Origin of the sequence: uncultured Paracoccus sp., from assembly GCF_937873615.1 — a bacterium.
Taxonomy (GTDB): Bacteria; Pseudomonadota; Alphaproteobacteria; order Rhodobacterales; family Rhodobacteraceae; genus Paracoccus.
On record NZ_CALMYP010000006.1, the window covers coordinates 44,532 to 57,674 of the forward strand.

Sequence of the window (13,143 nt, forward strand, 5' to 3'; positions counted from 1 at the left end):
GCTGTCATCCATCAGGCGGGCAAAGGCGGGGCATCGCCGGGATCGGATCGCGCTGTGAGCACGTCGAAAAGGGGCAGCGCCGCCGCCCCGGTTGCCGCCGTCAGCGGCCCGGCCATGCCGGCAATGGGACCGGGCGGGGCGATACCGCCGGCCAGCAGGGCATCGCAGAAACGCTCCACCGCGCCGGGGGGAAGATCGCCCGAAACGATCACCCGCTCGGGGTCGAAAATGTCTTCCAGCAGGCTCAGAACCTGCACCAGGGGCGGCACCGCGCGGGCGATCCAATCGGAAACCGCCGCATCGCTGGCATCGTCGCGCAGCCCCGCCGCCGAGGCCAGGGCGTCAAGCGGCGCGTCCCCCTCGGCCAGATGCATGAGGCCGATCTCGCCGGCATTGCCATAGGCGCCGCGCAGGGGCCGACCGCCGGCAACGATACCAAGGCCCACGCCTTCGCCGAAATAAAGCGTCAGGAAATCGCTCATCCTCGCGCCGGCACCGAACAGCGCCTCGGCCAAGGCGGCGGCATTGGCGTCATTGTCCAGATGAACCGGCACATCCAGCACCGCCTGCAGGGGCGCAATCGGGTCAGGCCCGGACCAGGCAGCGGCCCCACCCAACCCCGCGCGGCGGCGCAGGGGCCCGAAAGGACCGGGCGCGACCACGCCGACCCCGGCAAGCGGCGCGGGAATATCCTTGCGCAGCGCCTCGGTCCGGGCGGCCAGCAGGGGCAGCACCGTGGCTGGCGCGGCATCCGCGACCCGGAACCGACCGGAGGCGCGCAGGCTGCCGGCAAGGTCCATCACCACCCAATGCACCCGGTCCTGCGCCAGCTCATAACCGATCGAGACCGCGCCGCCGGGATTGACCGCATAGCGCGCGCCCGGCTTGCCACGACCCTTGCGCTCGGGACCGAGTGCGCTGATCCAGCCATCGGCCAGCAGCGTATCGACGAGATTGCCGATGGTCTGCGGCGTCACCCCAAGAGCCAGGGCCAGCTTGCGCCGGCCCATCGGCCCCTGCGCCCGCAGAAGATCCATCAGCCGTCCGGCATTGCGTCCGCCGCCCGGCCGGATGGCGCGCTGCTGGGGATCGGCTGGCTGGCTGGCTGGCTCGGACACCGTCCCCTTCCCTTCCGATTACAGGTGAAGCCCGCAGCCAGACTGCGGGCCAGACCAGAAAAAGACAAGCGCCTTTCATTATTATTGACAGAACCCCCGTCGCGGCGCAGCCTGCAGAGCCAGAGAGATCTGCAACGAGCGCCCCGCAGGACGCGCAACCAGAAGCTGACCCCGAAGGGAGGACCCATGACCTATCGCATGATCGCCGCCGCAGCCCTCGCCGGCTCAACCATCTTCGCCAGCCAGGCGGGTGCCGTCGAGATCGAGTATTGGCAATATGTCTATGACACCCGCGTCAAGGCGATGGACCAGCTGATCGCGAGTTTCCAGGAGGCCAATCCCGACATCACCGTCAAGCAGGTGACCTTCCCCTATGCCGATTACCAGACCCGCATCGTGGCGGCGAACATGGCCGGCCAGGCGCCCGACGTGATGCAGCTGTTCTATGGCTGGGCCGACAAGTTCATCGAGGGCGGGCTGATCCAGCCCCTGCCCGAAGAAGCCTTCCCCACCGCCGAGATCGAGGCCGAATTCTTCCCCATCGTCAGCGCCATGCAGCGCGACGGCAAGTATTACGGCCTGCCGACGGCGGTGCGCTCGCTGGCGCTTTTCTACAACAAGAAGCTGCTGGACGAGGCCGGCGTGGCACCGCCGACCAATCTGGATGAGCTGGTCGCCGTCGCCAAGGCCACCGCCAAGGCCGATGCCGGCGGCAATCTGGAAACCGTGGGCATCACCATGGACCCGGCCGGTCAGGACCACCACTGGTGGCGCGAGGTGCTGGACCGCCAGATGGGCGGCGCGCCCTATAACGAGGATTACACCCAGGTCACCTATGCCGACGAGGCCGGGGCAAACGCGCTTGGCTTCTATCTCGGCCTCGCCCGCGACGAGAAGGTGACGCAACTGGGCTTCATGGACGAGGGTCAGGCCGCCTTCAAGGCGGGCCGCGCCGCGCTGACCATCGACGGCACCTTCCGGCTCGGCTCTTTCGGAGAGATCACCGATTTCGAATGGGCGGTGACGGAATTGCCGGCCAATGCGGCAGGCGAGCGATCGAACTATGCCAGCTATTTCGCCAATGCCATCGGCGCCAAGACCGAGGGCGAGGAGTTGGAGGCCTCGATCAAGTTCCTGCAATATGTCAGCTCGCCCGAGGCGATGAAGATCTGGCTGGAGGTGGTCGGCGAATTGCCGGCGCGCCGCAGCGCCGCGCTGACCGATGAGAACCTGGCCAATCCGATCTACGCGCCGTTCCTGAAAGGGCTGGAATACGCCCATACCACGCGCTTCGTGGACGAGGCCGGGCAGCGTCAGGTCGCCATCGACATGATCAACCGCGTCATGCTGGAAGACCAGCCGATCCCGGATGCCCTGGCCGAGGCCGCTGCCGCCGAGCAGAAGATCATCGACGACGCGGCGAAGTAAAGCCGTCAATGACAGCCCCCTGCCCGCCTCGGTGATGGCGCGGGCGGGGGTGCCGCATCCCTTGCGCAGGATCGCAACCGATGACCGCTGAAACCCACGAACAGCCCGGACGGCGCGGGCTGACGCTGGCCCGCAGGCAGGCGCTCTGGGCCTGGGCTTTCCTTGCCCTGCCCGTCGTCTTCTATGTGCTGATCCGCTTCTATCCCACGGCGCAGGCCTTCTGGCTGTCGCTGACCGATTGGGACCTGATGTCGAAGCCGGAGTTCATCGGGCTGGAGAATTATCGCCAGATGCTCGCCGATCCGGTGTTCTGGAAGGTGTTCAAGAATACCTTCCTTTACCTGATCATCGGCACGCCGCTCAGCCTGCTGATGTCCTTCGCCATCGCCTATTATCTCGATAAAACGCGATTTCTTCACGGCTTCCTGCGCGCGCTTTACTTCGTGCCCTATATCACCACGGCCGCCGCCATGGCCTGGGTCTGGCGGTGGTTCTATCAGCCCGCGCCAACCGGCCTGATCAATGACCTTCTGGGAAGCTTCGGCTTTGCGCAGATCCCGTTCCTGAAATCGACGACATGGGCGCTGCCCTCGATCCTGGTCACGGCGATCTGGGCCGGTCTGGGCTTTCAGATCATCATCTTCCTGGCCGGGCTGCGCGCCATCCCGACGACCTATTACGAGGCCGCCCGCATCGACGGGCTGGGCGAAGGCGCGATCCTGCGCCGCATCACCCTGCCCCTGCTGAAACCGACCATGGTGTTTCTGGTCGTCTTCAGCTCGATCGGGTTCCTGCGCATCTTCGATCAGGTCTATAACATGACCTCGAACGATCCGGGCGGGCCGCTGAATTCCACGAAGCCGCTGGTGCTGATGATCTATCAGACGGCGTTTTCATCTTACGACATGGGCTATGCGGCGGCGCAGACGGTGGTGCTGTTCACCATCCTGCTGATCGTGTCGCTGTTGCAGCTTTGGGTAATGAGGGACCGGGCATGAGCGATGGCAGCCATTGGATGCACCGGGTCAGCCCGGGTGCGACCCTTCGCTGGACGGTGCTGTTCATCGGCGGGCTGATCATGATCACGCCGCTTCTCTACATGTTCTCCAGCTCGTTGAAGCCGGGGGCAGATATCTATGACCTGCGCCTGATCCCGGCGCGGGCGACGCTGGACAATTACCGCGCCGTGCTGTCGGACGGCCGCTTCATGCGGTGGTTCCTGAATTCGACCTTCATCGCCACCTGCGTGACCCTCTCGACGCTGTTTTTCGACAGCCTGGTCGGCTATACGCTGGCGAAATTCCGGTTCCGGGGCAGGCAACTGGTCTTCATCGCCATCCTGTCCACGCTGATGATCCCGACCGAGATGCTGGTCATCCCCTGGTATCTGCTGTCGGCGCAACTCGGCTGGATCGACAGCTATTGGGGGATCATGTTCCCCGGCATGATGACCGGCTTCGGCACCTTCCTGATGAAGCAGTTCTTCGAGACTGTCCCCGACGATTTCCTTGAGGCCGCGCGCATCGACGGGCTCAGCGAATTCGCGATCTGGTGGCGGGTGGCCATGCCGCTTGTCACCCCTGCCCTTTCGGCACTGGCGATCTTCGCCTTCCTCGGCAACTGGACGGCCTTCTTCTGGCCGCTGATCGTGACCACCTCGCAGGAGCTTTACACCCTGCCCATCGGCCTGTCGTCCTTCGCGGTCGAGGCGGCAATCAAATGGGAGATGATCATGACCGGTGCCGCCCTTGCCACCATCCCGACGCTGATCGTCTTTCTTGTCCTGCAACGCTATATCGTCCGCGGCGTCATGCTGGCCGGGCTGAAAGGCTGAAATGGCCGATTACGACCGCTTCCCCGACCCGACCTATGCCCGCACCGTGCTGGCGCCGCTGTTCGAAGGCGCCAAGCGTTTCCATGCCGGCGCCTTCGACGCCATCGACCGCGCCCATCTGGTCATGCTGGCCGAAACCGGGATCCTGCCCGCGAAAGAGGCCGGACAGATCGCCCGCGCGCTCGACCGGATCGCGGCCGGGCGCGACCTCGACGCCATGACCTATACCGGCGAGGTCGAGGATTATTTCTTCTTCATCGAGGCAGAACTGAAGCGCCGCCTCGGCCCCGATCTGGGCGGGCGGCTGCACACGGCGCGATCCCGCAACGATATCGACCATACCATCTTCAAGATGGCGCTTCGGGTCAGGATCGACGCGCTGCTGGACCAGATGCGCGACCTTGCATCGGCCCTGATCGCAACCGCAGAGCGGCAAAGGGATACGCTGATCGTGGCCTATACGCATGGTCAGCCGGCCCAGCCCTCGACCTTCGGGCATTACCTGTCGGCGGCCATCGAGATCCTGCTCAGGGATATTCAACGCATTGAATATACTCGTGAAATCGTTGATCTGTCCTCGATGGGTGCTGCTGCCATCACCACATCCGGCTTTCCCATTGACCGCGATCTGGTGGCGCATCTGCTGGGCTTTTCGGCAGCGCAGCAGAACAGCTATTCCTGCATTGCCGCCGTCGATTACATGACCGCCACCTATGCGGCGCTGGAACTGCCAATGCTGCATCTGGGCCGGCTGATCCAGGACCTGCAATTCTGGTCCGCCTTCGAGGTCGGCCAGATCCATGTGCCCGATGCCTTCGTGCAGATCAGCTCGATCATGCCGCAGAAGCGCAACCCGGTCCCGATCGAGCACTTGCGCCACCTTGCGAGCCAGGCCGCCGGGCGCGCCCGCACCCAGATCAGCATCGTCCATAACACCCCGTTCACCGACATGAATGACAGCGAGGGTGAAACCCAGGAAGCCGGATATGCCGCGTTCGACGTGGCCGAGCGGGTCCTGTCGCTGCTGACGGCGCTGATCCCGGCGCTCAGCATCGACGAGGACCGGGTGGCCGCGACCACCGCACGGGCCTGCATCACCATCACCGAACTGGCCGATACGCTGGTGCGCGACGAAGGCCTGTCCTTCCGCATCGCGCATGAAATCGCCGCAGCAACCGCCCGCGCCGTGGTGGCAAGCGGCAGCAGCCTGTCCAAAGGATATGCCCCCTTCGCCGATGCCTTCGCGCAAATCGTATCCCGCCCCCCTGCCCTGTCGCCCGAGGCTTTCGCCGAAGCCGTCTCGGCCCGGAACTTCGTCAACCGCCGCGACCGTTTCGGCGGCCCTGCCCCCTCGGCCCTCGACGCCGCCTTCGCCGGATACAAGGCCGCGCTTGCGGCGCTTGACAGCCGCATCGCGGCCAGACGGCAGGTGCTGGAAGCAGCCGCCGCCGAACTCGTGACCTGTTTCGACCGTTTGAAGGACAATGCCTGATGGCCCGCATCCAGATTTCCGACCTGATCAAGCGCTATGGCAAGGCCGAAGTCATTCACGGCATCGACCTCGACATCGCCGATGGCGAATTCGTCGTGCTGGTCGGCCCCTCGGGCTGCGGGAAATCGACGACGCTGCGCATGATCGCCGGGCTGGAGGACATTTCCGGCGGCACCATCCGCATCGGCGACCGGGTGGTGAACGACATGCCGCCGAAGAACCGCAATATCGCCATGGTCTTCCAGAATTACGCCATCTATCCGCATTTGAGCCTGCGCAAGAATATCGGCTTCGGGCTGCATACCTCGCCGCTGTCTGCCGCCGAGAAGGACCGCAAGGTCGACGAGGTGGCAGCCCTTCTCGGCCTGACGCCCTATCTCGACCGGCGGCCCGCAGCACTTTCCGGCGGACAACGCCAACGCGTCGCCATTGGCCGCGCCATGGTGCGCGACCCGCAGGCCTTCCTGTTCGACGAGCCGCTGTCCAACCTCGACGCCCAGCTTCGCGCCCAGATGCGCATCGAGATCAAGGAGCTGCACAACCGCCTCGGCACGACCATCGTCTATGTGACCCATGATCAGGTCGAGGCAATGACCATGGCCGACCGCATCGTCGTCATGAAGGACGGCCATATCCTGCAGACCGGCACCCCGATGGAGATCTATGACCGCCCGCAGGATGTCTTCACCGCGCGCTTCATCGGCACGCCCTCGATGAACATCTTCCGGGCCAGCGAAGGCGCGGATGGCTTTGCGCCCGATCCGGCTGGCACGGCCCTGATCGGCATTCGCCCGCAGGAGTTGCGGGTCGCTGCCGACGGCCCCACCAGCCTGACCGCCGCCGGGCCGGTGACCGTGGTCGAAACCCTCGGCCCCGAAACCCTGGTCCATTTCCGGCCCGAAGGCATGGATGACGCATTGATCGCCACGGCCCCCGCCCATGACATCCCCCATGTCGGCGCGCAGGTCACCGCCCGGGCCGCCCCCGGCGCGCTGCACCTGTTCGACCCGAAGACCGAGGTCGCACTCGGCCGGCGCTGAGCAGTTGACGGCTGTCTCCTCAGCAATGCGGTTCTGAAATGGCTTGACCATGCAGATCGGGAAGCAGGCGCGCGCGCCTTTGTCTTCGGGGAAGGTCAGTCACCGACCCCGGCAGCCCTATGCACCTGCGCCCGGAACTGGCGCCGCATTGCGCCTCAGAACCGGACGCAAGGCCGCGATTCCCATAACCGGGCCGAGCGCCATCAGCGCCAGCGTGCCCGGCCAGCCGATCCATCCCGCCACGACCGGCGTTGCCTGCACGGTCAGGATGGTCAGCGCGAATCCCAAGGCCGTCTGCATGGTCATCAGGCTGCCCGCGACCTCGGGCGGGGCGGCATCCGCGATCATGGCCGAAAATTGCGCGCTGTCCGGGATCACCAGAGCCCCCCAGGCGAGGATCAGCAGAAAGCTCAGCCAGACCGGGCCGCCGAAGCTCAAGGCCACGGCAATCGCCATGCTGCCCGATCCGAGCATCGCCCAGGCCGAAACCCGCGCCTTGCCGACCCGATCCGCCAGCCGCCCCGCCGGCGCGCAAAACGCCGCGCCAAGCGCAATCGCCAGAAAGGCGGTCATGGCCGCCAGTTGCCCGGCCTGATCGCCGGGCATACGCCGCCCAAAGCCGATGGCGGCGGCCGTGCCGATCCAGCCCCACATGGCATAAAGCTCCCACATGTGGCCCAGATAGCCGCCGGTCGCGCTGCGGATCCGCTGGTCCGACCACATCAGCCCGATGGCGCGCGCCGAAAACGCCGTCGCCCGCACGTGATGAGGCCCGAGCCGCAGCGCGAAACTGCCAAGCGCCGCCAGCAGGGACGCGATTGCCGCCGCGGCGACGACCGGTCGCCAGGCCGTCCCACCCGCCCAGGCGAACAGATAGGGCATCGCCGAACCCGTGGTCAGCGCCGCCACCAGCAGCCCGACCAGAAAGCCGCGGTCGCGCTGGCTCCAACCCACGGCGATCTTCATGCCGGGCGGGTAGATCCCGGCAAAACCTGCCCCGGCCAGAACCCTGAGCGCAATGGCCGCGTTCGAGCCAAGCGGCACCAGAAACAGCCCCGCCGTCGCCGCCGCGTTCATCAGCGCCGCGCAGGCGATCACCCGGCGCGGGTCGAAGCGATCCGAAAGGCCCAGCACCGCCGAACTGACCGCCCCGATCACGAAGCCCGCCTGCACACCCGAGATCAGCAGCGCCTGCCGGACCGGGCCGAAGCCGCCTTCGCGCGCCATGTCGGACAGGACCGCCGCCGTCGCGAACCAGGGCGACATGCCGCAGACAAGAACGAGGCAAAGCAGGGCAAGGGCAACGCGCTTGGTCATCACCCGCTTCTATGCCGGATTTGCGGACATGCAAATGTCGCCCCTTCCCTTCACCGCCAGTCCCCGCCAGACTGCGCGCCATGACAGACACAAGCCGCCCCGCCCGCATTGCCATCCTCACCGTTTCCGACCGCGCCGCCTCGGGCGCCTACGAGGACAAGAGCGGCCCCGGCGCCGAGGCCTGGCTGCGCGAGACCGTCACCTCTCCGATGGAGATCACCCGCGTCATCACCCCCGACGGGCGCGAGGTCGTAGCTAACAAGCTGCGCGAACTGGCCGAAACCGCCGACCTGATCCTGGTCAGCGGCGGCACCGGCCCCGCACCACGCGACCTGACGCCCGAGGCCGTCAGCGACGTGGCCGAACGCGAATATCCCGGCTTTGGCGAGGAAATGCGCCGCGCCTCGCTTCTGGAAGTGCCGACCGCGATCCTGTCGCGCCAGACCGCCGTCAGCCGTGGCAGGACCCTGATCATTACGCTTCCCGGCAAACCCTCGGCCATCGCAACCTGCCTGAATGCGGTCTTTGCCGCCGTGCCCTATTGCCTCGATCTGCTCGGCGCGGCTCGGATCGAGACCGACCCGGCGAAGATAAAGGCCTTCCGCCCGAAGGCGAAGTGATGCGGGCGCTTCTGGTCACCACGCATCCGGTCGCGGACAGCCTGAACCGGCACCTCGCCCGCGCGGCGGGCTGAGGCGGTTCAACCCTGTCTGCCCATTGCCTGCCGGGCAAAATCGGCAATCGCCTGGGCCGGGCGCGCGCCCGCCGCCCGCGTCACTTCGCGCCCCTTGCGGAAAGCGATCAGCGCCGGGATACCGCGAATGTTCCATTTGGCCGAGGCATCGGGAAATTGCTGGGTGTCGATCTTGGCCAGCCGGATCTCGCCCTTCAGCATGGCCGCCGCCTTTTCGAATTCCGGCGCCATCGACCGGCACGGCCCGCACCAGGGCGCCCAGAAATCGACCAGCAGCGGCACATCGTCATTGCGTGCCGCCTTCTGCAGCGTGTCGAAATCCACGACCGAGGGCTTTGCCGGCATCAGCGCCGCCCCGCAGACCCCGCATTTCGGCCCGGAGGCCAGCTTCTCGGCCGGCACCGCATTCACCTGCGCGCAGTCCAGGCAGGTCAGTTTCAGCTTCTCGGCCATGGCGGATCCCTTTCGCTGCATCCGCCGACTATATCAGCCCGCCATGGTCCCGCTTCAAGAGGTCGCCACCGCGGCGCGGCGCTGGATCAGGCCGCTGCCCCAGACCAGCAGAGCCGATCCGACGACAAGCGCGCCCAACTCGACCAGAAGCGGCGGCATCAGCGGCGGCAGCGACACCGGAATGGCGCCAATCGCATAAAGCACCCCGCCGATCCGCAGCTGCCCGCCCATGCGCCATGTCACCGCGCAGACCGCCAGCGCCGACAGCAGGAAGGTCACGCCGATCACCTTCAGATGCGGGCCGATGACGGCAAGGATGGCGCCGATCTCGGCGCCTTGCAGCGCGGGGAACAGGAAGTTCATCAGGAAGGTCACGACCATCAGCCCGGCCAGCCCGGCCATGGTCAGCACCAGTGCCAGCAGCGACAGCGGCCCGTCATTTTTCAGCGACAGCCAGAAACCGGGAAAGCCGATCAGCCCCATCAGCGGCACAAAGCCCCCGATGCCCGGATTGGCCGCCGGCGCGACCGCGTCCACCAGCGTATCCGCGAAATAGGCCAGCCCCGCTGCGCAAAGCGCCATGCCTGAAAGATGAAGAAACGCTCGGGAAGTCATGATATGCACCTGTGTGAAGAACCGTTCTGTCCTATATAGGACTACACATATATGATTCGTCCAGTATAAATTCGGAGCGCCATGTCCCTGAACCACGCCATTCTCGGCCTTCTGACCTATCAGCCAATGTCGGGTTATACGCTGAAGACCCGGTATTTCGACCGCTCCATCGCGCATTTCTGGCCCGCCGATCAGGCCCAGATCTATCGTGTTCTCAATGTGTTACAGGCGGACGGCCTGGTCACAGCCGAGACCGTCGCCAGCGACACCCGCCCCAACCGCCGCGAATTTTCCATCACCGATGCCGGCCGCGCCGCGCTGACCGGCTGGCTGGCCGAAAACCAGACCCCGCCGGTGGTGAAGGACCCGTTTCTGGTCCAGCTTTATTTCGGCCGCCTGCTCAGCCGCGAGCAGATGCTGCGCGTCCTCCACACCCGCCGGGCCGAACACGAAAAGCTGCGCGATTACTTCGATGCCCTGGAAATCCCTCAGCCCGACAGCGCCGAGATGCGCCGCCAGGCCCTGTTCGGTGCCCTGACGCTGGACTTCGCCCGCCGGCGAGAGCGCATGACCCTCGAATGGCTGGACGCCTGTATCGAGGTGGTCAGCACCCTGCCAACGGACCAGAGCATATAAGCCGCGCCCTACTCCGCCGCTTCGGCGTAATCCTCCAGCGGCGGGCAGGTGCAGATCAGGTTGCGGTCGCCATGGACGTTGTCGACGCGGCCCACGGGGGGCCAGTATTTGTCGACGCGGAAGGCGCCGGGCGGGAAGCAGCCCTGCTCGCGGCTATAGGCGCGGTCCCATTCGGCGACCAGATCCTCGACCGTGTGGGGGGCGTGGCGCAGGGGGCTGTCCTCGGCCGCGATCTCGCCATTGGCGACCGCCTGGATCTCGGCGCGGATGGCCAGAAGGGCGGTGATGAAGCGGTCGATCTCGGCCTTGGTTTCGCTTTCCGTGGGTTCCACCATCAGCGTGCCGGAAACCGGCCAGCTCATCGTGGGGGCGTGGAAACCGTTATCGATCAGGCGCTTGGCGATGTCATCCACGGTCACGCCATGCTCGGCAAAGGGGCGTGTGTCGATGATGCATTCATGCGCCACCCGACCGCGATTGCCCATGAACAGGATCGGATAGGCCCCGGCCAAGCGGCTCGCGATATAGTTCGCGTTCAGGATCGCCACCCGCGTCGCCTGGGTCAGCCCGGCCCCGCCCATCATCAGGATATAGGCCCATGAAATCAGCAGGATCGACGCGCTGCCATATTGCGCCGCCGACACCGCACCCTCTCCGGTCTGAGGATCGCCCGGCAGATGCGGCGCCAGATGCGCCTTCACGCCGATCGGCCCCATGCCAGGGCCCCCGCCGCCATGCGGGATGGCGAAGGTCTTGTGCAGGTTCAGGTGGCTGACATCGCCGCCGATCTCTCCCGGGCGGACCAGCCCGACAAGCGCGTTCATGTTCGCACCGTCGATATAGACCTGCCCGCCGTGATCGTGGGTGATACGGCAGACCTCGCGCACGGTATCCTCGAAGACGCCATGCGTCGAGGGATAGGTGATCATCACCGCCGCCAGCTTCTCGCCCGCGGCACCCGCCTTGTCGGCAAAATCCTCCAGGTCGATATCGCCATTGGGGGCGGATTTCACCACCACGACCTTCATCCCCGCCATCTGGGCCGAGGCCGGGTTGGTGCCATGGGCCGAAACCGGGATCAGGCAGATATCGCGCTGGGTGTCGCCATTCGCACGATGGTAAGCCTGAATGGTCAGCAGCCCCGCATATTCCCCCTGCGCGCCGCTGTTCGGCTGCATGGAAAACGCATCATAGCCGGTGATCGCGCACAGTTTCTGCGTCAGGTCCTCCAGCATCTCGGCATAGCCCGCCGCCTGATCCGCCGGGGCGAAAGGATGCAGCGCGCCGAATTCCGGCCAGGTGATCGGCATCATCTCGGCTGCCGCGTTCAGCTTCATCGTGCACGACCCCAGCGGGATCATCGCCCGATCCAGCGCCAGATCACGATCCGAGAGGCGGCGCATATAGCGCATCATCTCGGATTCCGCCCGGTTCATGTGGAAGACGGGATGGGTCAGGTAATCGCTCTCGCGCAGCAGCGCCTCGGGGATCGCCGGCGCCGTCGCCGGCTGGGCCGCGTCCTCGATCCCGAAGGCGTCCAGCAGCCGGGCGATGACGCCGGCATCGGTGGTCTCGTCAACCGAAATCCCCACGCGGTCGCGCCCGATCCGGCGCAGGTTGATGCCGTGATTGCGCGCCGCCGCAAGGATGCCCAGTTGCCCCACGCCCACCCGCACGGTGATGGTGTCGAAAAACGCCTCCGGCTCGACCTCGGCCCCGGCCGCGCGCAGCGCATTGGCCACCGTCACCGCGTTCAGATGCACCCGCTGCGCAATCGCGCGCAGGCCGACCGGCCCGTGGAAGACCGCATAGAAGGACGCCATCACCGCCAGCAAAGCCTGCGCCGTGCAGACATTGCTGGTCGCCTTCTCGCGCCGGATATGCTGCTCGCGCGTCTGCAGCGCCAACCGGTAGGCCTTGTTGCCCTTGGCGTCGATGGAGACGCCGACGATCCGCCCCGGCATGGCCCGCTTGAACTCGTCCCGGCAGGACATGAAGCCGGCATGAGGCCCGCCATACCCCATCGGCACCCCGAAACGCTGGCTGGAGCCCACGCAGATATCCGCCCCCATCGCCCCAGGCTCGCGCAGAAGGCACAGCGCCAGCAGATCGCTTGCCACCACCGCCACCGCACCGACGGCGTGCAGGGCGTCGCATTCCGCCGTCAGATCGCGGATATGCCCGAAGGTCCCGGGATATTGAAAGATCGCCCCGAAGACGGTGGCCGGGTCCAGATCCTCGGGCCGCCCGCGAACGATCTCGATCCCCAAGGGCTCCGCCCGGGTCTCGATTACCGAGATCGTCTGCGGATGCAGGTTGTCGCTGACGAAGAAGGCCTTGGACTTCGACTTCGCCACCCGCTGCGCCATCGCCATGGCTTCCGCCGCCGCCGTCGCCTCGTCCAGCAGGGACGCATTCGCCACCGGCAGCCCGGTCAGGTCGCTGACCATGGTCTGATAGTTCAGCAGCGCCTCAAGCCGGCCCTGCGCGATCTCGGGCTGATAGGGGGTATAGGC

At 66.1% G+C, this 13,143-nt stretch carries 12 protein-coding genes; 7 read left to right on the forward strand and 5 right to left on the reverse strand.

From position 1 onward, the window contains the following. Positions 1-11: 11 nt before the first annotated feature. Positions 12-1,118 carry an ROK family transcriptional regulator gene (locus Q0330_RS02055; protein ID WP_299473670.1) on the reverse strand — a complete coding sequence of 369 codons (1,107 nt, stop codon included), beginning with the start codon at positions 1,116-1,118 and terminating at the stop codon, positions 12-14. Positions 1,119-1,304: 186 nt separating this feature from the next. Here Q0330_RS02055 and Q0330_RS02060 point away from each other — a divergent pair, with 186 nt between their 5' ends. The 5 genes from Q0330_RS02060 (at position 1,305) to ugpC (ending at position 6,912) form a co-directional block, all read left to right on the forward strand. After that, positions 1,305-2,546, forward strand: a complete 1,242-nt coding sequence (locus Q0330_RS02060) for an extracellular solute-binding protein (RefSeq protein WP_299473673.1) — start codon at positions 1,305-1,307, stop codon at positions 2,544-2,546. Positions 2,547-2,626: 80 nt separating this feature from the next. Further along, positions 2,627-3,544 (forward strand): sugar ABC transporter permease, encoded by a 918-nt coding sequence (locus Q0330_RS02065; RefSeq protein ID WP_299473675.1) that lies wholly within the window; start codon positions 2,627-2,629, stop codon positions 3,542-3,544. Continuing rightward, positions 3,541-4,380, forward strand: coding sequence for a carbohydrate ABC transporter permease (locus Q0330_RS02070; protein WP_299473677.1), 840 nt, complete (start codon positions 3,541-3,543; stop codon positions 4,378-4,380). Before Q0330_RS02065 ends, Q0330_RS02070 begins: the two co-directional genes overlap by 4 nt. 1 nt (position 4,381) lies before the next feature. Then, entirely contained in the window at positions 4,382-5,872 is a 1,491-nt protein-coding gene (gene argH, locus Q0330_RS02075; RefSeq protein ID WP_299473680.1) for an argininosuccinate lyase, read from the forward strand. After that, a complete protein-coding gene (ugpC, locus tag Q0330_RS02080; protein WP_299473683.1) occupies positions 5,872-6,912 on the forward strand; it encodes a sn-glycerol-3-phosphate ABC transporter ATP-binding protein UgpC in 1,041 nt (346 codons plus the stop codon). The genes argH and ugpC overlap by 1 nt, the downstream gene beginning before the upstream one ends. Positions 6,913-7,029: 117 nt before the next feature. Here the strand turns inward: ugpC and Q0330_RS02085 are convergent, their stop codons facing one another. Then, positions 7,030-8,229, reverse strand: coding sequence for an MFS transporter (locus Q0330_RS02085; protein WP_299473686.1), 1,200 nt, complete (start codon positions 8,227-8,229; stop codon positions 7,030-7,032). Between the two features lie 80 nt (positions 8,230-8,309). On the opposite strand from Q0330_RS02085, the gene mog reads away from it, so the two are divergent. Further along, positions 8,310-8,849 (forward strand): molybdopterin adenylyltransferase, encoded by a 540-nt coding sequence (mog, locus tag Q0330_RS02090; RefSeq protein ID WP_299473689.1) that lies wholly within the window; start codon positions 8,310-8,312, stop codon positions 8,847-8,849. A gap of 80 nt (positions 8,850-8,929) precedes the next feature. On the opposite strand, the gene Q0330_RS02095 is transcribed toward mog, so the two are convergent. Together Q0330_RS02095 and Q0330_RS02100 are read right to left on the reverse strand one after the other, a co-directional pair. Then, the gene (locus Q0330_RS02095; RefSeq protein ID WP_299473691.1) at positions 8,930-9,376 is read right to left on the reverse strand and encodes a thioredoxin domain-containing protein; all 447 of its coding nucleotides are present in this window, start codon (positions 9,374-9,376) and stop codon (positions 8,930-8,932) included. Between the two features lie 54 nt (positions 9,377-9,430). Then, positions 9,431-9,991 (reverse strand): hypothetical protein, encoded by a 561-nt coding sequence (locus tag Q0330_RS02100; protein WP_299473694.1) that lies wholly within the window; start codon positions 9,989-9,991, stop codon positions 9,431-9,433. 81 nt (positions 9,992-10,072) lie between these two features. Here Q0330_RS02100 and Q0330_RS02105 point away from each other — a divergent pair, with 81 nt between their 5' ends. After that, entirely contained in the window at positions 10,073-10,627 is a 555-nt protein-coding gene (locus Q0330_RS02105; protein WP_299473697.1) for a PadR family transcriptional regulator, read from the forward strand. 8 nt (positions 10,628-10,635) lie between these two features. On the opposite strand, the gene gcvP is transcribed toward Q0330_RS02105, so the two are convergent. After that, positions 10,636-13,143, reverse strand: a 2,508-nt coding sequence (gene gcvP, locus Q0330_RS02110) for an aminomethyl-transferring glycine dehydrogenase (protein WP_299473700.1), incomplete at its 5' end; no start/stop codon positions are given.

What these genes read in the sequence shown, in the direction of transcription:
- Q0330_RS02060 (WP_299473673.1), top strand. Translation starts at nt 1,305, where the DNA reads ATGACCTATCGCATGATCGCCGCCGCAGCCCTCGCCGGCTCAACCATC.
- Q0330_RS02065 (WP_299473675.1), top strand. Translation starts at nt 2,627, where the DNA reads ATGACCGCTGAAACCCACGAACAGCCCGGACGGCGCGGGCTGACGCTG.
- Q0330_RS02070 (WP_299473677.1), top strand. Translation starts at nt 3,541, where the DNA reads ATGAGCGATGGCAGCCATTGGATGCACCGGGTCAGCCCGGGTGCGACC.
- argH (WP_299473680.1), top strand. Translation starts at nt 4,382, where the DNA reads ATGGCCGATTACGACCGCTTCCCCGACCCGACCTATGCCCGCACCGTG.
- ugpC (WP_299473683.1), top strand. Translation starts at nt 5,872, where the DNA reads ATGGCCCGCATCCAGATTTCCGACCTGATCAAGCGCTATGGCAAGGCC.
- Q0330_RS02085 (WP_299473686.1), bottom strand. Translation starts at nt 8,229, where the DNA reads ATGACCAAGCGCGTTGCCCTTGCCCTGCTTTGCCTCGTTCTTGTCTGC.
- mog (WP_299473689.1), top strand. Translation starts at nt 8,310, where the DNA reads ATGACAGACACAAGCCGCCCCGCCCGCATTGCCATCCTCACCGTTTCC.
- Q0330_RS02095 (WP_299473691.1), bottom strand. Translation starts at nt 9,376, where the DNA reads ATGGCCGAGAAGCTGAAACTGACCTGCCTGGACTGCGCGCAGGTGAAT.
- Q0330_RS02100 (WP_299473694.1), bottom strand. Translation starts at nt 9,991, where the DNA reads ATGACTTCCCGAGCGTTTCTTCATCTTTCAGGCATGGCGCTTTGCGCA.
- Q0330_RS02105 (WP_299473697.1), top strand. Translation starts at nt 10,073, where the DNA reads ATGTCCCTGAACCACGCCATTCTCGGCCTTCTGACCTATCAGCCAATG.